Origin of the sequence: Bacillus suaedaesalsae (genome assembly GCF_016890225.1) — a bacterium.
GTDB lineage: Bacteria > Bacillota > Bacilli > Bacillales > SA4 > Bacillus_BS > Bacillus_BS suaedaesalsae.
This window is the reverse complement of sequence record NZ_JAFELM010000031.1, coordinates 180,406-204,468: the sequence shown is the minus strand read 5'-3', so window position 1 is coordinate 204,468 and position 24,063 is coordinate 180,406. Positions and strand designations below refer to the sequence as shown.

The window sequence follows — 24,063 nt, the reverse complement described above, 5'->3', positions numbered from 1 at the left end:
AATAGAGGTTTAATCATGCAAAAAATACTTGAGTTTTTAAAGCCGACTACTAAATTTGGAAAGATTGCATTAACCTTATATTTAGTAGGAGTTATCGTTTACACCGTAACCTATGTCTTATTTTTAAAATATCCAACTGGCCACATGATTGCAGAGATATTGATCAGTACTTTATTCTGGTTCATCGGGTCAGTTGGATTGATCATGTATATTATTTATTTACTTAAAAAGCGAAAAAACTAAATATTAGCGCATAAAAGAGGATAGATTAGGCAGTGTTCATGCTGCAAAATCTATCCTTTTTCATTACTTTTTCAATTTCAACACAGCATCTCCACTCGGTGTTACATAAAGTGTTTGCTGATTGTCATAAATCACATACCCAGGCTTTGAACCATTTGGTTTCTTTACATGCTTTATTTTTGTGTAGTCAACAGGTACAGAGCTTGAGTTTCTAGCTTTACTAAAATAGGCTGCTAAGGTTGCGGCTTCAATTATCGTTTGGTCATCTGGTTCTTGGTTACGTATAACCACATGAGATCCAGGAATATCTTTCGTATGAAACCATAGTTCCTCACGATGAGCCAGTTTATTTGTTAGGTATTCATTTTGTTTATTGTTTTTCCCTACTAAAATGGTGATACCTGAAGTAGAGTGATACTCTTCAAGGATAGGTTTTGTTGGCTTATTTTTTTTGTTTCCTTTTGCTTGCCTGGCTTTAATATAGCCTTCTTCTTGCAATTCTTCGCGAATTTCTTGTATATCCTTTGGTGATGCTGCTTCCATTTGCTGAAGCAACGATTCAAAATAGGTCACTTCTGCTTTTGCTAATTCAATTTGCTCTAACACAAACGAAACGGACTTTTTCGCTTTTTGGTATTTAGTAAAGTAGCTTTGTGCATTTTCAGATGGTGTTTTGAGAGAATTTAAATGAATAGTAACCATCTCATTATTTTCATCGTAATAATTCATAACCTCTATAGAAGTATCGCCTTTTTTGATCAAATGCATATTGGCTGTTAGAAGCTCACCAAATAGCTGAAGTTCCTCTGCTTTCTTCGCGTCTGTTAATGTTCTTTCTAGCTTTTTAATTTTCTTTTCGTTTTTTTCTTTTTCATTCCGGATAAATCGTTCAAGATCATGACCTTGTTGCTTAACTCGATCTCGTTCTGCTTTTCCATAATAAAAACGGTCTAACATATCACTTGGAGAAGTGAACTGTTTTACTTCCCCGTCTTTATGTGTAAGTGGCAGAACGTAAAAGAAGTCCTTCTCCTTAGTAGAAACCATAACAGGTTCATACTCTTCGTTCTTCACTTTAGAGACTAAACTAGTAAATGTACTTGCTAGTTTTTGTTTCCCTGATATACCTGCAATAGATATAACTTCATTAGCAAACAATGGAGAGATACCGCTATAAATCGATACGATTTGTTGACTGATTTTTCCTGCATTAAAGTCGATTTTACGCAAAAAAGTCTCTTCATCAGTTTCAAGTGGATTTAGTTTATCTTGAGCCGGTGGGCTCATATATTCATATCCAGGTAATAGAGTTCTGTGACGGTTGACAGCAGGAGAGATATGTTTGATACAGTCTAGTATCATATTTCGCTCCTGATCAACGAGTACGATGTTACTATGCTTACCCATAATTTCAATGATTATCGTTTTTGCTGTTTCATCACCAAGCTCATTTCGCCCACGAGTCTCAATCGAAATGATACGTTCCATCTCGGTTTGTTTAATTGATGTAATCACATTTCCTTCGAGATGCTTTCTCAAAAGCATACAAAACATCGGCGGCTCTGAAGGATTATCATACGACTCATTTGTTAAGTGAACGCGTGAATAGGAAGGATTGGCAGAAATTAATAGTTTATAGGCTTGTCCGTTTGCACGTATATGTAATAATAGCTCTTGTTTATATGGTTGATAAATCTTCGAAATTCTACCACCAGTTAGTTTTTCTTTAAGTTCTTTTGTGATTGATCGTGTAACAATTCCATCAAATGACATGTTTGACATCCTTTCAAAAGGTAACACTGTTTTTTCATAATGGCCAAAGTCCCCATGAAAGTAACAATTGTAATAAGTATAGCATTTTTTATAACTTGTCTGAATAAGATTTCCTTGAGAGAGGACAATCATGCGTCTTGATTATTCAGAAGAAAAGGTGTGAGAATGCAAAGATGAAGTGGTATGAGCTGAAATCAGAAGATGTAGAAAGGCATGTCAACACAGATTATGACCAAGGTTTAACCAGTAAGGAGGTAAAGAGTCGTATTGAAAAGTTTGGTTATAATGAGCTTCAAGAAGCTGAAAAACCAAACATGTTCTTAATGTTTTTAGAACAATTTAAGGATTTTATGGTACTTGTTTTACTTGCTGCTACTCTTGTTTCAGGGCTACTTGGTGAATATATCGATGCCATTGCAATTATTGCGATTGTCATTATTAATGCTTTTTTAGGCTTCTTCCAAGAGCGAAAAGCAGAGAAATCCTTGCAAGCATTAAAGGAATTATCAGCCCCTCAAGTTATGGCTTTACGTGAAGGAGCTTGGTCGAAAATTCCTTCGAAAGAGCTAGTTATTGGAGATGTGATAAAGTTTTCGAGTGGAGACAGAATTAGTGCAGATCTTCGTGTTATAAATTCCAATAGCTTAGAAATTGAAGAATCTGCTTTAACAGGTGAATCAGTACCTGTTCAAAAACGAGTTGAGCCAATTTCCGGAACAAACATTGGTCTTGGTGACCAAGAGAATATGGCATTCATGGGTACATTGGTCACAAGAGGTTCAGGTGTGGGTGTTGTCGTTGCTACTGGAATGAAAACGGCAATGGGGCAAATTGCAGACTTACTTCAGTCAGCTGAAACAATGATAACACCTCTTCAAAGAAAGCTTGAGCAACTAGGCAAGATTTTAATTACAGTTGCATTAGCATTAACATTTATCGTGGTCGTACTTGGTGTTATGCAAGGTCATGACGTTTACAGTATGTTCTTAGCCGGTGTATCACTTGCAGTAGCAGCCATTCCAGAAGGATTACCAGCTATTGTAACAGTAGCACTTTCACTAGGTGTACAACGAATGATTAAAAATAATGCGATTGTTCGTAAACTTCCTGCAGTTGAGACATTAGGATGTGCTTCTGTAATCTGTTCTGATAAAACCGGAACAATGACACAAAACAAAATGACGGTTACACATTTATGGTCTGGTGGTACGACATGGAATGTAAGTGGAACTGGTTACGAACCATCAGGCCGCTTTTACGAAGGGGATAAGGATGTTAATCCATCAGAGGTAAAGTCCCTGCAACAACTGTTAACCTTTGGTTTATTATGTAACAATGCAGAACTTAAGCAAAAGAAATCTGAATTCATATTAGATGGTGATCCAACTGAAGGGGCACTTGTTGTATCAGCGATGAAAGCCGGCATGACGAGGAAGCTATTAGAAGAACAATTCATTATAGAAAAAGAATTTCCGTTCGATTCAAGCCGTAAAATGATGTCAATTATAGTAAGAGATACAAATGGTAAACGTTTTGTCGTAACAAAAGGTGCACCAGATGTACTTATACAAAACAGTGAATCTATTTTATGGGATCAGAAGCAACAGTTTTTATCAACTCGATTAAAAGATGAAGTAGAAGGCGCAATTGAAGACTTAGGTAAACAAGCATTACGTACCATTGCGATTGCGTTTAAAGCATTAGGGCCCTCGCAAACAGTATATAGTGAAGCGGATGCAGAAAGTAATTTAATTTTCATTGGTCTACAAGGGATGATAGACCCGCCAAGACCTGAGGTTAAGCAAGCGGTTATTGAATGTAGAGAAGCAGGTATTAAAACAGTCATGATTACTGGAGATCATATCGTAACAGCAAAAGCCATTGCTAAACAATTAGAAATCCTACCTGAAAATGGAAAAGTGATCCAAGGTAGTGAGCTTTCAGACATGACGGATGAAGAACTAGAAAGTATTGTTGAGGACGTTTATGTATTTGCACGTGTTTCTCCAGAGCATAAGTTGAAAATAGTCAGAGCTCTGCAGAAGAATGGACATATTGTAGCGATGACAGGTGACGGTGTCAATGATGCTCCAGCTATTAAGGCTTCTGATATTGGAATTGCTATGGGGATCACAGGAACTGACGTTGCGAAAGAAGCATCATCGCTTGTGTTATTAGATGATAATTTTGCTACTATTAAAGCAGCAATTAAAGAAGGAAGAAACATTTACGAAAACATTAGAAAGTTTATTCGTTATTTACTAGCATCGAACGTAGGAGAAATTTTAGTCATGTTATTTGCAATGCTCCTTGCTCTACCATTGCCATTAGTTCCAATCCAAATTTTATGGGTTAATTTAGTAACAGATGGTTTACCTGCTATGGCGTTAGGACTTGACCAAGCAGAAAGCGATGTGATGAAAAGAGCTCCTAGAAGTCCAAAAGAGGGCGTTTTTGCTAGGAAGCTAGGATGGAAGATTATCAGCCGTGGTTTCTTAATTGGTATTGTGACACTGGCTGCCTTTATGATCGTTTATAATAGACAACCAGATGAATTAATGTACGCTCAAACCATTGCTTTCGCTACACTAGTTATGGCTCAATTAATTCATGTGTTTGACTGCCGGAGTGAAAGATCTGTATTCCATCGTAATCCTTTTGAAAATAAATACCTAGTATTCGCAGTAATTTCTTCAATATTACTTATGCTTGTCGTAATCTACTATCCACCACTGCAGCCAATCTTCCATACAACTGCCATTGCACTAAGAGATTGGTTATTAATTCTAGGATTATCGGCAATTCCAACATTCATGTTAGCAGGATCGCTTTTAACGAGAAAAAGATCGAAATAACTGATGCAAAGAAGAGGCTGGGCCAAAAGTCAGGAATAGATGACTTTTGGCCCAGCCTCATTTTTTCTACTTCTCGTCCCTCATTTGCAATTGCCAATGCAATTTTTTTTTAGGTCTAAAACTACATATTTTATGGAATTCTTCATAATAACTAGCTTCTTCCGTAATGTAGCTCTTATTTGATTTGTGTTTCCAGTAAACATTCAAACCAAATTAACCTACGATGTTACGAGTAAAGAGCTAGTTTTGTTCATGATAACTCTGCCACAACCAATGAAGTTAGATGAATATATTGAGTATGCAACAGCAAATACGGGATATGAGTATTTGAGCAATGAAAATTATACTTCAAATGGTATTGAATGGAATGAGGCAATTAGTCTTAATCATTCTGAACAAGGTACCGTTAAGTTAAATCAACGTACATTTATTGTCGAAGACAAAGCATATGTGTTTACGTATGGAGCTATTCCTGACAACTACGATAGTAGTTTAGGAGATTATAAAAAAATTACAGAGTCTGTAATAGTTGAACAGTAATAAGCTCGTAAATTTTAAAGGTAGCCAAAAAAAATAGGCTACCTTTGTTTTTATATTTAGGATCTGTAACAAAATCGTCACCACAGTAGTGATTTAAATCACTCCAAGGCAATTATTAACTTTGTATCCTTATGTATATCACAAAAGTAGTTGGAGGGATATCAATGTTAAACGAAAAAACGATAGAAATCATTAAATCAACAGTACCGGTATTAAAGGAGCATGGAACTACCATTACGACTCGCTTTTATGAGCTTTTATTTTCTAAGAATCCAGATCTATTAAACATTTTTAATCATGTGAATCAAAAGCAAGGAAGACAACAAACTGCTCTTGCTAATGCAGTCTATGCAGCAGCAGTTCACATCGATCAATTAGAAGCAATCTTACCAGCTGTAAAGCAAATAGCACATAAACACCGAAGCTTAGGGGTGAAGGCAGAACATTATCCGAGTGTAGGGGAGAATTTACTACAAGCTATAAAAGATGTTTTAGGTGATGCGGCAACAGATGAGATTATAAGTGCTTGGGCAGACGCATATGGCGTTATTGCAAATGTTTTTATTTCTGTTGAAAATGAAATGTATGAACATGCAGAAACACAGAGTGGAGGCTGGGAAGGCTTCCGAAACTTTATCGTTGATCGTAAAGTACAAGAAAGCGATGTGATTACATCTTTCTATTTAAAGCCAGAAGATAAAAAGACAATTTCATCATACGAAGCAGGGCAATACATCAGCGTAAAACTAAAAGCCCCAGGTGAACAATATGAGATGATTAGACAATATAGTCTATCAGATTCACCGAATGAACAGTATTATCGCATTAGCGTAAAGAGAGAAGATGCAATAGGAGATAAAGCAGAAGGAATGGCATCAACTTATCTACACAATCAAGTAAACGTTGGGGATGTCTTACAAATTAGTGCACCTGCTGGAGACTTTGTATTAAATACAGCTAAAACGAACCCAGTAGTTTTAATTAGCGGTGGTGTAGGATTAACACCAATGGTAAGTATGCTTCATACATTAGCTGAACAACAACCTGAGCGTGAAGTCGTATTTATACATGCAGCTGTTAATAGTAAGGTTCATGCATTAAGAGAAGAAGTTGCTGTATTAGCTGAGAAACCAACAATTCAATCATTTGTATGCTATGAATCACCAACAGAACAAGACCGTCTTGATCAAAACTTTGATAAAGACGGATATATCGATAAAGAATGGTTGAAGTCGATAATTTCAACAATTGAAGCTGATGTATATTTTTGTGGGCCGATTCCATTTATGAAAGCAATAAATGAATCACTATTAGACATAGGTTTTAAGGAAGAAAACATACACTTTGAATTCTTTGGACCAAAGTCAGATTTATCTAGTTCGAAAAATGATCTAGTAACAAATAGATAAAAAAGAAAGTTACTGAATAAAAAGAGGATAAGGGAATCACCCCCTATCCTCTTTAATTTTATCGCTCTGTTAAAATTAATTTTTGATTTCCGTTTCACTCAGGCGCCGGATACCACGGGCGGTCCTTGAGCCTCCTCGTCGCTCCGCTCCTGCAGGGGTCTCACAAGGACAAGCCGGATATCCCGCAGGAGTCGTCGCCTTCCACTGCAATCAACAACAAAGGTTTAAAAATCAACATTCTACTTTAACTGAGCCTATTTTATAAAATTTCACTATGTAATTGATCATAGTCAATTAAGTAATAACCATCTGAATCAACTTTAATAAAACTGTCTTTCTTTAATTGGGTGAGTGTTCTACTCACCGTTTCCCGTGAAGTACCAATCATATTTGCAAATTCACGATTTGTAAATTGTGTAGAAAGACGGTAATATTTATCTACCTTTACACCATTAGTTTTACAAAGTCTTAATAATAGCATCACAATCTGCTCAAAAGTATTATGCAATATTTGCTCTTCTAAGCGATTTTGAAGGTCCACGATTTTTTCCCCAAGTACATTAAATAATTTTATACACATCTCTGGTGAATTAAGTAATACACCTTCAAACTCATCGATGGGAATCACAATTAATGACGCTTTTTCAATGACTTCAGCATGAGCAGGGAAGTTGCCTTTCCTGAAGAAACCTACGTGTGGAAACATTTCTCCGTTTTCTAATATAGAAACAATTTGTTCATTCCCATTTATATCAGTTCGATAGATTTTAACTTTTCCAGATTGAATAAAGAAAACTCGATCAAGGTCTTCATCCTGCATGAAGACCATCATTTTCTGATTGTAGGAACGAACACTAGAAATATCAATAATGGATTCAAGTTCTTTCTCATTCAATTTTTTAAATATCGTAAAGTTTCGTAACGTCTCCGTTATGGACTTCCTTACATTATCCACTATCCCTCACCTCATTTAAGAAACATAAACATCATTGATATACATCAATGTATCACTATTACACCTGCTATGAAAGTTGATTATGACCTATAATCAAAGATAAGTTTATTGTTTAGAAATTTCAGTCTTTTGTGAATAATACGGTGTCTACGTCTTTTTACTATATAATTCTTCTATTTGGTGATAAAATGAATTGACTAGGAGTTAGGATGTGATATGATGCTAGCTAGTATGACTGGATTTGGACGTGTTCAAAATCAGTACGGAGATTATCGAATTACAGTTGAAATAAAGTCTGTGAATCATAGATTTTGTGAAGTGACAATTCGATTACCTAGACAGTTATTGTTTCTTGAGGAAAAGATAAAAAAACTAATTTCACATGAAATGAAACGTGGACGAATTGAAGTGTTTATTACAATAGAAGGAAAAACACTTACTTCAAGAGAATTACAAGTAGATTGGTCATTAGTTGATCAATATTACGAAACGATTCAAACAGCAAAAAAACGATACGAAATCTCGGAACCAATAAGTCTAGAAAGTTTATTTAAGCAAGATGAATTTTTTGAGATTGTAGAACAAGAAAAACATAACGAAGATATACAACTGCATGTATTAAATACAGTATCTGAAACGGTGCAAGAAGTTGTTGAAATGAGACACCTTGAAGGCCAAGAATTACTAGAAGATATACAATCTAACTTGTTATACATAGAAGAATGTTGTGAGAAGATTGCAAAACAAGCACCAGTAGTCATTGAACAGTATCGAGAAAGACTGCATAAGAAAATTGTTGAGTTTACAGATGGTGTAATGGATGAAACTCGTATTTTAACAGAGGTAGCTATATTTGCTGATCGTGCTGATATTAATGAAGAGATAACAAGAATTAAAAGTCATATTATGCAATTTAATCTAACGATTCATGGAACGGAGAAAGCGATCGGAAGAAAGCTAGATTTCTTAGTACAGGAATTAAATCGTGAAGTTAATACAATAGGATCAAAAGCAAATGATATACAAATTGCTGAATGTGTTGTTAATATGAAAGCAAAAATTGAAAAAATTAAAGAACAGGTTCAAAACATTGAATAATTGGCTTATATTCCTTGTCTAACAAGGATAGAATAGACTTGTGACTTTAGGAGGACGTAATGAGTATTAAGCTTATCAACATTGGATTTGGTAATATTGTTTCAGCAAATCGAATTATTGCCATTGTAAGTCCTGAATCCGCTCCAATCAAACGAACGATTCAAGAAGCACGAGACCGTAATGTATTAATTGATGCAACGTATGGTCGTAGAACGAGAGCCGTTATTATTACAGATAGTGGACATATTATATTATCTGCTGTTCAGCCAGAAACGGTTGCTCAGCGATTTGTAAATAAAGATGATTTATCTGATGAAGGGTAGGAATTGAAGCTAATGAAAGAAAGAGGGTTACTTATTGTTCTTTCAGGGCCATCTGGTGTTGGAAAAGGAACAGTTAGAAAAGAAATATTTAGTCAAAAGGATACAAATTTATACTATTCCATCTCGATGACTACCCGTAAACCACGAGAAGGAGAAGTAGATGGTATAGATTATTTCTTTAAATCTCGTGAGGAGTTTGAAGACTTAATTGAAAGAAGAAAACTTCTTGAATGGGCAGAATACGTTGGAAATTACTATGGTACTCCAATTGATTACGTAGAAGAATCATTGCAGTCAGGTAAGGACGTTATGCTAGAAATTGAAGTTCAAGGCGCACTTCAAGTAAGAGAAGCGTTTCCAGAAGGATTATTTATTTTCTTAGCACCGCCGTCTTTAAGTGAACTGAAAAACAGAATACAAACAAGAGGTACTGAAACAGAAGAATTAATTAACAATCGTATGACTGTCGCGAAGGAAGAATTAGAAATGATGGATGCATACGATTACGTTGTTGAAAATGATAAGGTAGAGCTTGCTTGTGAACGAATTAAAGCAATCGTTGTTGCAGAACATTGTAAACGCGAGCGTGTTGCAAATCGATATAAACAAATGTTGGAGGTAGAATAATATGTTATACCCATCAATCGATAAATTAATGGATAAAGTTGATTCTAAATACAAGCTTGTAACTGTAGCAGCAAAGCGTGCTCGTAAATTACAAGAAAAAGAAGGACTACTCATTGATAAGCCTGTATCTCATAAATTCGTAGGTAAAGCATTGGAAGAAATTTCAGCTGGTGAGTTACTGATCCGTGTAGATGATACGAAATCTCCAGAAGAAATGGCAGAAGAAGCAAAATTATAACAACCTAAACTTAGGTTGTTTTTTTTCAATATTAAGGCACGTTAATATTTGTATAGGCTTTTAGCGCCAAGCATACGGGAGGTCAAAGACAAGAAGAGAAATAAGGAATCCTTGTCTGAGGCTGAACATGGCGCTTACGCTTTTTTAATAAAGGGGAGAATCGGCGTTGAATAAAAATATTTTGCTTTGTGTTAGCGGGGGAATCGCCGTTTATAAAGCGGCTGCGTTAACAAGTAAACTAGTGCAAGCTAATTTTAATGTAAAAGTTATTATGACACAGTCAGCAACTGAGTTTGTCACTCCACTTACGTTTCAAGCTTTATCAAGAAATCCAGTATATACAGATACTTTTTATGAAAAAGATGCATCAAAAATTGCTCACATTGATTTAGCTGATTGGGCAGATATAGTCGTAGTTGCACCAGCAACTGCAAATATGATCGGTAAGCTTGCGAACGGAATTGTTGATGATATGGTAACGACAACTATTCTAGCAACAAAAGCTCCAATATGGATTGCTCCGGCTATGAATGTAAACATGTATGATAATCCGGCTGTAAAGAGAAATATTGATATTTTATATAACGACGGTTACCGTTTTGTAGAGCCTTCTGAAGGATATTTGGCATGTGGGTATGTAGGAAAAGGAAGACTGGAAGAACCAGAAAAGATTACAAGTTTAATTGAAGATTATTTTACGATGAACGTTTCAAGGTTTAAGGGATTGAATTTATTAGTGACAGCTGGACCTACTCGTGAAAAACTTGATCCTGTTCGTTTCTTTTCAAATCTATCGTCAGGAAAAATGGGATTTGCCATTGCTGAACAAGCAGCAAAGCTCGGTGCGACTGTTACTCTTGTAACTGGACCAACTAATTTACCTACCCCAACTAATGTGAAGGTAGTGAAGGTAGAATCTGCTCAAGAAATGTATGAAAAGGTAATGGAGAATTATGAATATCAAGATGTTGTGATTAAGTCAGCAGCTGTTGCAGACTATCGCCCAGCTGTTTCATATAACGAAAAAATGAAAAAGCAAGAAGGCACATTGTCTGTTGAATTTGAAAGAACAATTGATATATTAAAAACTCTTGGGACGATGAAGGGGCAGAAAGTATTAATAGGTTTTGCGGCAGAGACAGGAAATGTTGAAGAATATGCGATAAAGAAACTTCATTCTAAAAATCTCGATTTAGTCGTGGCAAACAACGTAACAGTAGAGGGAGCAGGCTTCCAAACAGATACGAATATTGTTACGTTCTATCGCAAGGATGAAACGATGGAAGTATTACCGAAGATGCCCAAAAAAGAGGTAGCTCTACACTTATTGCAAGAGGTTGAAAGGCTATGGAAACAAAAGAAATGATGATTGCCAAAGTAATCGTAGATGTACCTGCTATGCAAACGGATAGGCCGTTTGATTACTTAGTGCCTGAGCATTATCAAGATATTATCAAGCCAGGTGTTCGTGTCATTGTTCCATTTGGTCCTCGTAACCTACAGGGGTTTGTAATTGCCATTGAAGCAAAGACAGAAGTGAAGAAGCTAAAGCCTATTCAAAAACTTCTAGATGTAGAACCAATCTTAAATGAAGAATTACTACAACTTGGCCAGTGGGTAACTGAACAAACATTAAGTTATCAAATTTCATCCTTTCAAGCCATGCTTCCTGCTGCATTGAAGGCGAAGTATGAAAAGGAAATTATTTTAGTAAACCGAGAAGAGTTTTCAACGTTATCTCAGAATTTAAAACCACTATTTCAAGAAAGTGATCGAATAAATTGGACTGACGTAGAGGACGAGCCTGATTTTGTTCGTGCGATACAAAAAGATTTGAAAATTGGCTTATTGGAAGTAGATTATGTTGTAAAGGCAAAAGGGAAGAAGAAGACACATCGGGTGTTATCTATTAACATTTCGAAGGATGAGGCTGAAAGACTTGTTAGTTCGTTACCTTCTCAAGCTGGGAGACAAAAGGAAGTTATTGAATATTTTATCTTGAATGATATGCAAGAAGTTTCTCGTATTGATTTAAAAGAACGATTAAGGGCGACTGATTCTCCTATTAAAACGTTAATTGATAAAGGAATTCTAGTAGAAAAAAACGTAGAAATTTACCGGGATCCATATTCACATAGAGAATTTAAACGTACAAGCTCTCTTCAGTTGACTGAAGAGCAAACTAATGCGATCTCACCAATATTATCATCCATTGAATCAAACCAACACCAAACCTATTTACTTTACGGAGTAACAGGTAGTGGCAAAACAGAGGTTTATCTACAATCAATTGAAGAAGTGTTGAAAAAAGGACAACAAGCAATCGTGCTAGTGCCAGAGATTTCTTTAACACCTCAAATGGTCGAGCGATTTAAAGGAAGATTTGGTTCAAGTGTCGCTGTCTTGCATAGCGGACTTTCAGTTGGCGAGAAGTATGATGAATGGAGAAAGATTTATCGAAAAGAAGTCAATGTAGTTGTAGGAGCAAGGTCTGCAATATTTGCCCCGTTTGAGAATATTGGGATTATTATTATTGATGAAGAACATGAATCTAGTTATAAACAAGAAGAGAATCCACGTTATCATGCGAGAGATGTAGCAATTTATCGTGGTCAATATCATCGATGTCCCGTTGTTCTCGGCAGTGCCACTCCAACATTAGAGTCGTTTGCTAGAGCAAAAAAAGGTGTCTACCACTTATTAACCTTATCAAAACGTATGCATGAACGAGAGATGCCGAAAGTAGACATCATCGATATGAGAGAAGAATTAAGAACTGGAAACAGATCCATGTTCTCGGAAGTTTTGTTTGAGAAACTACAAGATCGACTAGCAAAGGGTGAACAAACTGTTTTATTTTTAAATCGACGGGGATATTCAACGTTTATTATGTGTCGTGATTGTGGTTTTGTTGTGAATTGCACGGAATGTGATATTTCACTAACTTATCACAGAAGTCAAAACCTCGTGAAATGTCATTATTGTGGACATGAAGAGAGAGCACCGAGCACTTGTCCATCTTGTCATAGTGAGCATATTCGTTTCTTTGGAACAGGAACGCAAAAAGTAGAAGAAGAAATAGGGAAACTCCTCCCGGAAGCTCGTGTTATTCGAATGGATGTGGATACGACCAGCAAAAAGGGATCTCATGAAAAACTACTGACTGCCTTCGGTGAAGGAAAAGCTGATATTCTCCTAGGTACGCAAATGATTGCAAAAGGATTGGATTTTCCGAAGGTAACTCTTGTTGGAGTTCTAACCGCTGATACAATGCTTCATCTTCCAGACTTACGTTCTAGTGAAAAGACGTTTCAACTCCTTACTCAAGTTAGTGGTAGAGCTGGTAGACATGATCTTCCAGGGGAAGTCGTCATTCAAACCTATACTCCAGAACACTACAGTATCCAACTTGCGAGTGGACACAACTATAACGATTTTTATCACCAAGAAATGATTATGAGGAAGGTGCATCAATATCCACCTTTTTATTTCATGACATTAATAACGGTTTCCCATCCTGAGATTACAAAAGTTGTTGGAGTTACTGAAAAAATCTCTTCATATATGAGGACACATCTATCTAGTAAATCAATCGTACTAGGACCAGCAGCCTCTCCAATTCCAAGGATCAAAAATAGATATCGTTATCAATGCATGATAAAATACAAGGATGAACCAAGGTTAAAGCACGTATTAAGAGAAGTTCTTGATCATTATCAACGAGAGATTGGCCAAGATTTGCAGATTACCGTTGATATGAATCCATATATGATGATGTAAAAGAGGGTAAACAACATGGGTAAACGAGCGATAGTAATGTATCCTGATGAAATTCTTCAAGTAGAATGTGAAAAGGTTACTGTTTTTGATAAAGAATTGCGAAATCTTTTAAGAGATATGCATACGACAATGATTGAATCTGACGGTGTAGGACTAGCTGCACCTCAAATCGGTATACCGAAACGAATTGCCGTTGTAGAGGATGATGACGGGAGAATCATTGATCTAATTAATCCATTCATACTAAAGGAATCTGGTAGTCAAATTGCTCCTGAAGGGTGCCTAAGTTTTCCAGGCCTATTTGGTGATGTAGAACGTTTTACAACGATTAAAGTACGGGCTCAAGATAAAATGGGCAGAACGATTTTATTTGAAGCAACTGATTTTTTTGCCCGTGTGATTCAACATGAAATAGATCATCTAAATGGTATTCTCTTTCCATCTAAAGCAATATCATTATATCCAGAAGAAGGTCAGGAGGATGAATAAATGTTAAAAATCGTTTTTATGGGCACGCCGGATTTTTCCGTTCCAGTGTTAAAAAGAATACTAGATGATGGCTATGAGGTAGTAGGGGTCGTCACACAGCCTGACAGACCAAAAGGTAGAAAGAAAGTGTTAACGCCACCACCAGTCAAGGTAGAGGCATTAAAGCATAACATTCCTGTTTTTCAACCAGAAAAGATACGCCTTGAAGAAGAATATCAAAAAGTAATAGAGTTAGGGGCAGATTTAGTTGTAACAGCAGCTTTTGGTCAAATTTTACCTAAGGCATTATTGATAGCACCGAGATTAGGTTGTATTAATGTACATGCATCTTTATTGCCTGAGCTACGTGGAGGAGCACCTATTCATTATTCCATAATTCAAGGGAAAGAGAAAACAGGTGTTACGATTATGTACATGGTAGAGAAACTTGATGCCGGTGATATTTTAACTCAAGTAGAGGTGCCAATTTTAGAGGATGACCATGTGGGAAGCTTACACGATAAGTTAAGTGTTGCAGGTTCGGAATTGTTATCTCAAACAATCCCTAAACTTATTAATAATGAAATAACCCCCATCAAACAAGTTGAAGAAGAAGCAACGTTTGCTTATAACATTAAAAGAGAGCAAGAGCGAATTAATTGGAGTGAAAGCGGTGAAGTTATTTATAATCACATTCGTGGCTTACACCCTTGGCCAGTTGCCTACACTACGCTAAATGGACAGCCATTAAAGGTATGGTGGGGAGAGAAGTTGAGCGTTGAAAGTACGTCAAAACCTGGCCAAATTATTCGAATTGAAACAAACGGAATTGTTGTCGGAACAGGAAACAATGTAGCCATTAAACTGACAGAAATCCAACCATCTGGCAAAACGAAAATGAGTGCGGAACAGTTTTTACGAGGAATGGGTTCCACATTAACAGTAGGAACGCTATTAGGAGTTGAACATGAAGACACAAACTAAAACAACAAATGTGAGGGAGTTGGCACTAGATATACTCCTTCAAATTGAAAAGAATCAAGCATACAGTAATCTACTTCTAAATCAATCAATTAAACGTAGTCAAATCCAACAAAAAGATATTGGCCTACTAACGGAGATTGTGTATGGGACAATTCAACGGAAATTAACGCTCGATTACTTTTTGAAGCCCTTCTTGAAAAATCCACATAAAGTGCAAGAGTGGGTAATAGTCCTATTGCGTTCAACTATCTATCAAATGCATTATTTAACTAGAATTCCGGATCATGCTGCAATCTTTGAGGCAGTGGAAATTGCAAAGAAACGCGGACATAAAGGAATTGCTTCTATGGTAAACGGAGTACTTCGCTCTATGCAGAGAGAAGGTACTCCTTCCTTTGACTCTATAATGGACCCTGTTGAACGACTTTCAATTGAAATGAGTTTCCCTTTATGGCTTGTACAAAGATGGACCAATCAATATGGATTTGAGCAAACGAAATTATTATGTGAATCAACAATGAAGTCACCCACATCAACTGCCCGTGTGAACATGGTGAGAATTACGAAGGAAGAGTTGCTAGCAAAGCTCGAGGAAGAAGGGGTTATTGGGAACCCTGGTGATCTTGCAGAGGATGCGATTAAGGTTGAAAAGGGGAATCTTGCTTTATCAAATAGCTTTAAAGAAGGATTCCTAACTGTCCAAGATGAAAGCTCCATGTTAGTTGCCAAAGCGTTAGACCCGAAACCTGGTGAATACGTCCTAGATAGCTGCGCCGCACCTGGTGGAAAAACGACACATATTGCTGAAATGATGAATAATAGTGGACAAGTTGTTTCTGTCGATTTACATGAGCATAAAGTAAAGTTAATTGACGAACAAGTTAAGAGATTACACCTATCAAATGTTGAGACTGTAGCGATGGATAGTCGCAAGTTAAAAGAAAAGTTTGAGGAAGAAACGTTTGATAGAATATTAGTTGATGCTCCATGTTCCGGACTTGGAGTTATACGAAGAAAGCCGGATATTAAATACCAAAAGAAAGAACAAGACATTCATCACTTATCTACTATTCAATCTACAATATTATCCTCAGTTGCACCGTTATTGAAAAAAGGTGGCACTCTCGTATATTCAACTTGTACGATGGACAAAGAAGAAAATGAAGAGGTTGTGAAAAAGTTCTTAATTGACCATACTGATTATGAACTAGATGTCGAATTTATTAATCGTTTACCTCAAAAAATTAGAGAACAAGCAGAAATAAAGGATGGACGAATTCAAATATTGCCACACCATTTTGGCACTGATGGATTTTTCATCTCATGTTTACGAAAGCGGGTGTAATAGTGGAAAAAGAAGTAACAACACTAGAAAACAAACAAGAGCAAAAGGAAATTCCTTCAATTTATTCTTTACGTATAGAAGAATTAGAAGCTTGGCTGAAGGGAAATGACGAACCTAAGTTCAGAGCAAATCAAATTTTTGAATGGTTATATTCAAAACGTATTTCTACCTTTGAAGAGATGACAAATGTCTCGAAAGGCTTACAGGAGAAGCTGGCAAACGCATTTACTCTTACAACGCTAAAGACAATCGTCAAGCAAGAATCAAAAGATGGAACGATCAAATTTCTATTCGAGCTTCATGACGGATATTCAATCGAAACTGTATTAATGAGACATGATTATGGAAATTCTGTTTGTGTGACAACACAAGTTGGATGCCGAATCGGCTGTACGTTTTGCGCTTCTACTCTAGGTGGATTAAAAAGAAATCTAGAAGCTGGAGAAATTGTTGCTCAAGTTGTAAATGTACAAAAAGCGTTAGATGAAAAAGGAGAAAGAGTAAGTCATGTCGTAATAATGGGTATAGGGGAACCGTTTGATAATTACGATAATATGCTTTCTTTTTTAAAGATCATTAATCATGATAAAGCTTTGAACATTGGTGCGCGTCATATTACAGTTTCCACAAGTGGGATCATTCCAAAAATTTATGCATTTGCTGATGAACAGTTACAAATTAACTTTGCATTGTCATTGCATGCACCGAATACTGAATTAAGAAGTAAGTTAATGCCAATTAATCGTGCTTATAAGCTGCCAGATTTAATGGAGGCAATTCGCTATTACATTAAGAAGACAGGAAGACGTGTCAGCTTTGAGTATGGATTATTTGGTGGTGAGAATGATTCAGTCATGCATGCTGAGGAATTAGCTGCACTTATTAAAGGAATCAAGTGTCACGTTAACTTAATCCCAGTTAATTATGTACCAGAACGTAATTATGTTCGTACGCCAAAAGATCAGATTTTTGAATTTGAACGTACATTAAAGAAGCATGGAATTAACGTAACGATTCGAAGAGAACATGGTTCCGATATTGATGCTGCTTGCGGTCAATTGAGAGCAAAGGAGCGCAAAGAGGAGACGAAATAATATGATAAAGACGTTTTTTCTTACTGACAGGGGAAGAGTTAGACAACATAACGAAGATAATGGTGGAGCGTTCGTAAATAAATCAGGTCAATTATTAGTGGTTGTTGCTGATGGTATGGGCGGACATCGTGCGGGAGATGTAGCAAGTACTATGGCTACGTCGCTATTTGAGAAACACTGGAAAGAAACAAATTCAATTACGAGTCCAGAAGAAGCGGAAAAGTGGCTTCAAGATCATGTGAAAACCGTTAATAAACTTGTATTTGACCATTCAAAACAAAACCAAGAATGTGAAGGGATGGGGACAACGTTAGTTCTCTCCATCTGTTTACAAGATTCTGTCACCATAGCACATATTGGGGACAGTCGTTGTTACATGATACAGGAAAACGAGATTAGCCAGATAACAGAAGATCACACTCTTGTAAATGAGCTTGTTCGGTCTGGTCAAATTAGTAAGGAAGATGCCGAATATCATCCACGTAAAAATGTTATATTACGTGCGTTAGGAACAGATACACATGTTCAAGTAGATATAAAAACGTTCCCAAATGAAGATATCGAGTACTTATTATTATGTTCGGACGGTCTCTCCAATAAAATGACGGAAGACGAGATTCGTAGTCATTTAGTAGATGATAGTAGCTTAGAAGAAAAGGGTACTAAGCTTGTTACATTGGCAAATGATAATGGTGGAGAGGATAATATTACGCTTGTAATCGTTCAATTCCCAAACGTTCAGCAAGAAAGTGGTGAACAATAATGATTGGAAAACGATTAAGCGGCAGATATAAAATTATCGATTCTATTGGCGGCGGAGGAATGGCTAACGTATACCTTGCAAAAGATATGATCTTAGAGCGAGACGTTGCCGTAAAAGTACTTAGACCTGATATTTCAAATGATGAAGAGTTTATCCGTCGTTTTCATAGAGAGGCTCAAGCTGCAACTAGCTTAAACCATCCAAACATTGTAAGCATTTATGATGTGGGAGAAGATGAACAGATTCTGTATATAGTGATGGAATATATTGATGGCTATACATTGAAGCAATACATACAAAAGAACGGACCACTTTCGAATGAAGAAAGTGTGAACATTATGCTTCAATTAACATCTGCAATTAGTCATGCACATGAAAACCATATTGTACACCGTGACATTAAACCACAAAATATACTGATTGATGAAAATGGTGTTGTGAAGGTTACGGATTTTGGTATAGCAGTAGCACTAAGTTCAACGACAATTACTCAAACAAATTCGTTTTTAGGTTCTGTACATTATTTATCACCAGAACAGGCACGAGGAGGAATGGCAACTAAAAAGTCAGATTTATACTCACTCGGAATTGTGATGTTTGAGCTAATTACAGGTAGATTGCCTTTCTTCGGTGAATCCGCTGTTTCAATTGCCATTAAGCACTTGCAAAACGAAACACCTTCACCAAAACGATGGAATCCACACATACCACAAAGTATTGAAAATATTATATTAAAGTCAACGGCAAAGGATTCTTTTTATCGTTATGATAACGTTGAAGCGATGCAAGAGGACTTACGAACTTCGTTAGATCCAAGTAGAGTGAATGAAGTGCCTTTTAAAATTCCTGAGTTAGACGGTGAAGCAACGAAAGCAATACCCATTATTAGAGATGAAAAAACAGCACAGGTAAAAAATGCTGACGATACGATTATTCATCATGATAAAGATAAAGAAACGCCTAAAAAGAAAAAGGGTAAAAAAATAGTGGTAAGGGTAATTACCACCTTGTTTCTATTAATAGTAGGGATCATCGCAGCATTTACTATAGTTCCTTCATTTTTATTACCTAGTGATGTGACCATACCAGATGTATCCGGAAAGAGTTATGAAGCTGCGTACAGTGAATTAGATAAATTAGGACTGGTGATTGGTGAACCTAAAGAAGTATTCGATGACGAGATTGAAGAAGGTAAAGTTGTAAGAACGAACCCCAAATCAGGTGTCGTTGCGAAAGAAGGCTCTATGATTACGATTTATACGAGTAAAGGAAAAGAGAAAGCGGAAATTGAAGACTATATTGGTCAAAATTATGAAGACATTTCAAATTCCCTTAAAGAGAAATTTAAAGAAGTCATTATAAAAAACCAGTCTTCTTCAGAAGTACAAGCTGGAGAGATTATTGATCAATTTCCAAAAACAGGTGATTATGTTTTAGAAGATACAGAGCTTACACTTTTTGTTAGTACAGGACCACCCACCTTTGAACTAGGTAACCTCGTTGGGTACACAATTAGAGAAGTTGAAAATTATGTTGCGCAATGGGGTCTAGTGCTTGATAAGCCAAAATATATCAATTCAGAGGAAGCGCAAAAGGATATTATTATTCAGCAAACACCTGCGCCGGGTACAGAGTTGAAGGCAGGCGATTCCATTTCAGTTGTCGTTTCAAAAGGACCTGAAGAAAAGCCTAAGACCTCAACACAAGAAATATTAGTTCAATATCAGCCAACAGAAGAGGGAAAGCCTCAGACTGTTCGAATATATGTTGAGGATATGGAAAATGAGTTGACCGGTACACCGGTTGTGAATAAAACAATTACAGCAGACCAAGTCTTTCAAATTCAATTGATTATTCCTTATGAAGGTAGCGCAACCTATAAAGTCGAAAGGGATGGCAATGTCATAATTGAAAGAACGGTACTATATAAAGATGTGCAATGATTGATCAAGGGGTGAAAGTATGCCAAAAGGCAAAATTATTAAAGCACTAAGCGGGTTTTATTATGTGGTAAATGAGGATGGAATCACACAATGTCGCGGTAGAGGGATATTTCGAAAAAATAAAGTAACTCCCCTTGTTGGTGACCAGGTTTCCTTTGAAGCAGAAAATGAACGAGAAGGATATATTATGGAGGTTTATGAAAGGAAAAACGACCTTATTCGGCCACCGATTGCTAATGTTGATCAAGCCATATTAGTGTTCTCTGCTGTAGAACCTGATTTTAATCCTCTGCTGCTAGACCGTTTTCTCGTTTTAATTGAGTCAAAGCATATATTACCGATTATTTGCATTAGCAAGATGGATATAGTTGATCAGAAAACGCGTGAAAAAATTGAAAAATATGCTGCTGATTATCGTCATATTGGTTATGAAGTCCTTTTAACAGCTACTGATGATAATAAAACAATCGATATGCTTTTGCCGTTCTTTGAGGACCGTATTTCGGTGTTTGCAGGGCAATCGGGAGTGGGGAAATCTTCAATTTTACAAGTGCTTCGTCCAGATCTTGAAATTAAAACGAATGAAATTTCCTCACATCTAGGTCGAGGAAAGCATACGACTCGTCACGTAGAACTCATTGAAATCGGTAACGGATGGGTTGCAGACACTCCAGGTTTCAGCTCATTGGAGTTTACTGAAATTGAAGTAACGGAGCTGTCTGATTGTTTCCCGGAAATGAGAGAGTTATCACAAGATTGTAAGTTTAGAGGCTGTACCCATATATCAGAGCCAAAATGTGCTGTGAAGGACGCTCTTACAAACGGAGGAATCACTCAATATCGCTATGATGATTATGTTGAGTTCTTGCAAGAAATAAAAGATCGAAAGCCGAGGTATTAAGATGCTTAAAATAGCACCATCGATATTGTCAGCTGATTTTGCAAAACTAGGTGAAGAAATTAAAGACGTAGAAAGAGCTGGGGCGGATTATATTCATGTAGATGTGATGGATGGGCACTTTGTTCCAAACATTACAATTGGTCCACTAATTGTTGAGGCCATTCGACCAATTACATCATTACCTTTAGACGTCCATTTAATGATCAGCAACCCAGATCATTATATATCCGGGTTTGCTAAGGCAGGGGCAGATGTTATCTCTGTCCATGTAGAAGCGTGCACACACCTCCATAGGACGATACAGTCTATAAAGGACTGTGGTGTGAAAGCGGGTGTTGTACTAAATCCTGCGACTCCTGCTGAGATGATTGAGCCGATTTTAGAGGATATAGATTTAGTGTTAGTTATGACTGTAAATCCAGGCTTTGGTGGACAGAGGTTTATTCATTCGACGCTTCCAAAGCTTAAAAAAATCTCATCATGGATAAAGGAACGAAATCTATCGGTTGAATTAGAGGTCGATGGTGGGGTGAACACTGAAACTGCTCGATTATGTGCGGAGGCGGGGGCAACATTATTAGTTGCTGGTTCAGCTGTTTTTAATAAAGCAGACCGTCAAAAGGCGATTCAATCTCTTAAGCAAGCATAATGAAAAATGGAGACTGCTTCGTGCGGTCTCTTTTTTTGCATATATGAAGGATTTGTTAAAGTACAGTGTTGATTTTTGCAGCATGATGATTGGAGTGAAGGCGAGTGCCTTCCATGGAAATCAACATTTTTGTTTAACAGAGCGTATAAGAAAATAATGGCAATAGCTTTTTTCTTATGGCTTTGATGATATTCAAGATTGTTACGTGTAAAAGGGGGAAGACATGCATATACATATTGTAGCTGGTGGGCCGTCAAATATGATTCCTGACTTAACCAAGTATCACAATGAGGATGTGTACTGGATAGGAGTCGATAGAGGGCTGTTATATTTACTAGAGCAAGGAATAAAACCGATAAAAGGTATTGGAGATTTTGACTCAGTCACAGAAACAGAGATGGAGTGGATGAATACTACTTATAAAGAATTTATGTTGTCACCAGCTGAAAAAGATGAAACAGATCTAGAGCTAGCTCTAAATTGGGCAATTGAGCAAAAACCCTCTAAAATCATTGTATTTGGTGCGACAGGAGGAAGGTTAGACCATGCTTTATCAAACATTCAATTGTTATTAAAGGGCTCTCATCATAAATTAGAAATAGAGATCATTGATATTCAAAATTCAGTGAAGCTAGTAGAGCCTGGATTTCATCTGTTAACCAAAAACAATGGTTATAAATATGTTTCCTTCTTACCATTTTCTCATGAAGTAAAAGGTATAACAATTACGGGAGTAAAGTATCCTTTAACAAATGTGGACATCAAATGGGGTACAACTTTATGTGTGAGTAATGAAATAATTGAAGAAAGTGGTACTTTTTCTTTTAAACAAGGCATAGTCATAATGGTAAAGAGTAAAGATTTAATGGAATAGGCACTATTTTAATTTTTATGAATATACTTTAATGTGTGAGCTTGTTTAATTTTACCCGTAACATGTTTGAGGAGGGACACTATGAAATTTTACACGATTAAGCTTCCGAAATTTTTAGGTGGTATTATAAAAGCGGTGCTTGGTTCAATTAAAAAGGACTAATATGTACAAAGCACTTTCCAACTATTTTAGAAAGTGCTCCTTCTTTGAGGATGAATCGTCTTTTATGCCATGTGGACAGAAAATTGAATAGGAAATAAAAAAGACGATGGATGTCCATCGTCTTTTTCCATTTTATTATACGCGTTCTACTTTACCAGACTTAAGTGCTCTAGCAGAAACATACACACGCTTAGGTTTACCGTTTACTAGAATGCGAACCTTTTGTAGGTTTGCCCCCCAAGAACGTCTATTTGAGTTCATAGCATGTGAACGTGAGTTTCCGAAAGATGCTTTCTTACCTGTAATTACACATTTGCGAGCCATTATTTTCCCTCCTTGCTACTATCTAATCAAGGACCTATGACAATTTTCATAAGTACTACTTTACATGTTGGGTAAGGCGAATAGCCTTTATAAAAATACTTTTTTACTTTATCACAACAATAGTAAGATTGCAATAATACATTCAAGAAAAAAACCTTGACATAGTATTTTTTTAATTGCTGTATACTATAGAATATAGTTCCTATGTATATTAGCCAATTTTCCTTTTAAAATATGTTATAGTATAGTAAAATGTAAGACAGCTATGTCTTATGACCCAAACATATTGGTCTCCTAGTCTGGACTTATATACAAGAAAGTTCGAAAATTAAAAGGGGGAAGCGCAATGTCAATAGAAATGAAAAACCAATTTGGAAGTATCGATATTTCCAATGACGTTATTGCTACAATTGCAGGTGGGGCTGCAGTAGAATGTTATGGAATTGTAGGGATGTCCTCTAAAAAGCAATTAAAAGATGGAATTGCTGAAATTCTAAAAAAAGAAAACTTTACAAAAGGTGTTGTAGTACGCCAAGAAAATGATAGCTTACATATTGATATGTATATCGTTGTTACGTATGGCACAAAAATCTCAGAGATTGCCCATAATGTTCAAACAAAAGTAAAATACACACTAGATAAAACGCTAGGGCTTGCCGTAGATACAGTAAATATCTATGTGCAGGGAGTTCGTGTTACGAACGTATAGAAGGAG

Annotated in this window: 24 protein-coding genes; 21 read left to right on the top strand and 3 right to left on the bottom strand. The window is 36.5% G+C overall.

All coding sequences use genetic code 11. The features are described from left to right. Positions 1-15 precede the first annotated feature (15 nt). A complete protein-coding gene (locus JR050_RS12640) occupies positions 16-243 on the top strand; it encodes a hypothetical protein (RefSeq protein WP_204203848.1) in 228 nt (75 codons plus the stop codon). A 63-nt stretch (positions 244-306) separates the two neighbouring features. On the opposite strand, the gene JR050_RS12635 is transcribed toward JR050_RS12640, so the two are convergent. Beyond that, positions 307-2,016, bottom strand: a complete 1,710-nt coding sequence (locus JR050_RS12635) for an Rqc2 family fibronectin-binding protein (RefSeq protein WP_204203847.1) — start codon at positions 2,014-2,016, stop codon at positions 307-309. A 173-nt stretch (positions 2,017-2,189) separates the two neighbouring features. Here JR050_RS12635 and JR050_RS12630 point away from each other — a divergent pair, with 173 nt between their 5' ends. The 3 genes from JR050_RS12630 to hmpA all read left to right on the top strand — a co-directional run bounded on the left by JR050_RS12630 (position 2,190) and on the right by hmpA (position 6,820). Next, positions 2,190-4,871, top strand: coding sequence for a calcium-translocating P-type ATPase, SERCA-type (locus JR050_RS12630; RefSeq protein WP_204203846.1), 2,682 nt, complete (start codon positions 2,190-2,192; stop codon positions 4,869-4,871). Between the two features lie 252 nt (positions 4,872-5,123). Next, complete coding sequence (locus JR050_RS12625; protein ID WP_204203845.1) at positions 5,124-5,411, top strand: hypothetical protein; 288 nt, start codon at positions 5,124-5,126, stop codon at positions 5,409-5,411. A gap of 164 nt (positions 5,412-5,575) precedes the next feature. Then, entirely contained in the window at positions 5,576-6,820 is a 1,245-nt protein-coding gene (gene hmpA / locus JR050_RS12620) for an NO-inducible flavohemoprotein (RefSeq protein WP_204203844.1), read from the top strand. Positions 6,821-7,079: 259 nt separating this feature from the next. On the opposite strand, the gene JR050_RS12615 is transcribed toward hmpA, so the two are convergent. Beyond that, on the bottom strand, positions 7,080-7,775 hold the full coding sequence (locus JR050_RS12615) for a cyclic nucleotide-binding domain-containing protein (RefSeq protein ID WP_204203843.1): 696 nt from the start codon (positions 7,773-7,775) through the stop codon (positions 7,080-7,082). Between the two features lie 216 nt (positions 7,776-7,991). On the opposite strand from JR050_RS12615, the gene JR050_RS12610 reads away from it, so the two are divergent. The 16 genes from JR050_RS12610 (at position 7,992) to spoVM (ending at position 23,024) form a co-directional block, all read left to right on the top strand. After that, a complete protein-coding gene (locus JR050_RS12610; protein ID WP_346726750.1) occupies positions 7,992-8,873 on the top strand; it encodes a YicC/YloC family endoribonuclease in 882 nt (293 codons plus the stop codon). 59 nt (positions 8,874-8,932) lie between these two features. Further along, positions 8,933-9,196, top strand: coding sequence for an extracellular matrix/biofilm regulator RemA (gene remA, locus JR050_RS12605; RefSeq protein ID WP_149219269.1), 264 nt, complete (start codon positions 8,933-8,935; stop codon positions 9,194-9,196). Between the two features lie 12 nt (positions 9,197-9,208). After that, positions 9,209-9,823 carry a guanylate kinase gene (gene gmk, locus JR050_RS12600; protein WP_204203967.1) on the top strand — a complete coding sequence of 205 codons (615 nt, stop codon included), beginning with the start codon at positions 9,209-9,211 and terminating at the stop codon, positions 9,821-9,823. 1 nt (position 9,824) lies between these two features. Then, positions 9,825-10,061, top strand: a complete 237-nt coding sequence (rpoZ, locus tag JR050_RS12595) for a DNA-directed RNA polymerase subunit omega (RefSeq protein WP_204203842.1) — start codon at positions 9,825-9,827, stop codon at positions 10,059-10,061. 166 nt (positions 10,062-10,227) lie between these two features. Then, positions 10,228-11,427, top strand: coding sequence for a bifunctional phosphopantothenoylcysteine decarboxylase/phosphopantothenate--cysteine ligase CoaBC (coaBC, locus tag JR050_RS12590; RefSeq protein ID WP_204203841.1), 1,200 nt, complete (start codon positions 10,228-10,230; stop codon positions 11,425-11,427). Then, entirely contained in the window at positions 11,424-13,841 is a 2,418-nt protein-coding gene (gene priA, locus JR050_RS12585; protein WP_204203966.1) for a primosomal protein N', read from the top strand. The genes coaBC and priA overlap by 4 nt, the downstream gene beginning before the upstream one ends. Before the next feature lie 15 nt (positions 13,842-13,856). Beyond that, positions 13,857-14,330 carry a peptide deformylase gene (def, locus tag JR050_RS12580; protein ID WP_204203840.1) on the top strand — a complete coding sequence of 158 codons (474 nt, stop codon included), beginning with the start codon at positions 13,857-13,859 and terminating at the stop codon, positions 14,328-14,330. Continuing rightward, complete coding sequence (gene fmt, locus JR050_RS12575) at positions 14,331-15,293, top strand: methionyl-tRNA formyltransferase (RefSeq protein WP_204203839.1); 963 nt, start codon at positions 14,331-14,333, stop codon at positions 15,291-15,293. Further along, positions 15,277-16,638, top strand: a complete 1,362-nt coding sequence (rsmB, locus tag JR050_RS12570; protein WP_204203838.1) for a 16S rRNA (cytosine(967)-C(5))-methyltransferase RsmB — start codon at positions 15,277-15,279, stop codon at positions 16,636-16,638. Before fmt ends, rsmB begins: the two co-directional genes overlap by 17 nt. Next, complete coding sequence (rlmN, locus tag JR050_RS12565; protein WP_204203837.1) at positions 16,617-17,732, top strand: dual-specificity RNA methyltransferase RlmN; 1,116 nt, start codon at positions 16,617-16,619, stop codon at positions 17,730-17,732. The genes rsmB and rlmN overlap by 22 nt, the downstream gene beginning before the upstream one ends. 4 nt (positions 17,733-17,736) lie before the next feature. Further along, positions 17,737-18,495, top strand: coding sequence for a Stp1/IreP family PP2C-type Ser/Thr phosphatase (locus tag JR050_RS12560; protein ID WP_204203965.1), 759 nt, complete (start codon positions 17,737-17,739; stop codon positions 18,493-18,495). Then, on the top strand, positions 18,495-20,438 hold the full coding sequence (pknB, locus tag JR050_RS12555; RefSeq protein WP_239454344.1) for a Stk1 family PASTA domain-containing Ser/Thr kinase: 1,944 nt from the start codon (positions 18,495-18,497) through the stop codon (positions 20,436-20,438). The genes JR050_RS12560 and pknB overlap by 1 nt, the downstream gene beginning before the upstream one ends. Positions 20,439-20,457: 19 nt before the next feature. After that, a complete protein-coding gene (gene rsgA, locus JR050_RS12550) occupies positions 20,458-21,339 on the top strand; it encodes a ribosome small subunit-dependent GTPase A (RefSeq protein ID WP_204203836.1) in 882 nt (293 codons plus the stop codon). A 1-nt stretch (position 21,340) separates the two neighbouring features. Continuing rightward, positions 21,341-21,988, top strand: coding sequence for a ribulose-phosphate 3-epimerase (gene rpe, locus JR050_RS12545; RefSeq protein ID WP_204203835.1), 648 nt, complete (start codon positions 21,341-21,343; stop codon positions 21,986-21,988). 223 nt (positions 21,989-22,211) lie between these two features. Next, complete coding sequence (locus JR050_RS12540) at positions 22,212-22,862, top strand: thiamine diphosphokinase (protein ID WP_204203834.1); 651 nt, start codon at positions 22,212-22,214, stop codon at positions 22,860-22,862. 81 nt (positions 22,863-22,943) lie between these two features. Beyond that, positions 22,944-23,024, top strand: coding sequence for a stage V sporulation protein SpoVM (spoVM, locus tag JR050_RS12535; RefSeq protein ID WP_149219458.1), 81 nt, complete (start codon positions 22,944-22,946; stop codon positions 23,022-23,024). Between the two features lie 135 nt (positions 23,025-23,159). Here spoVM and rpmB read toward each other — a convergent pair whose 3' ends face one another. Then, positions 23,160-23,348: a 50S ribosomal protein L28 gene (rpmB, locus tag JR050_RS12530; protein ID WP_149219258.1), complete on the bottom strand. Its 189-nt coding sequence runs from the start codon at positions 23,346-23,348 to the stop codon at positions 23,160-23,162. Positions 23,349-23,694: 346 nt separating this feature from the next. Here rpmB and JR050_RS12525 point away from each other — a divergent pair, with 346 nt between their 5' ends. Further along, positions 23,695-24,057 carry an Asp23/Gls24 family envelope stress response protein gene (locus JR050_RS12525; RefSeq protein WP_204203833.1) on the top strand — a complete coding sequence of 121 codons (363 nt, stop codon included), beginning with the start codon at positions 23,695-23,697 and terminating at the stop codon, positions 24,055-24,057. Positions 24,058-24,063 lie beyond the last annotated feature (6 nt).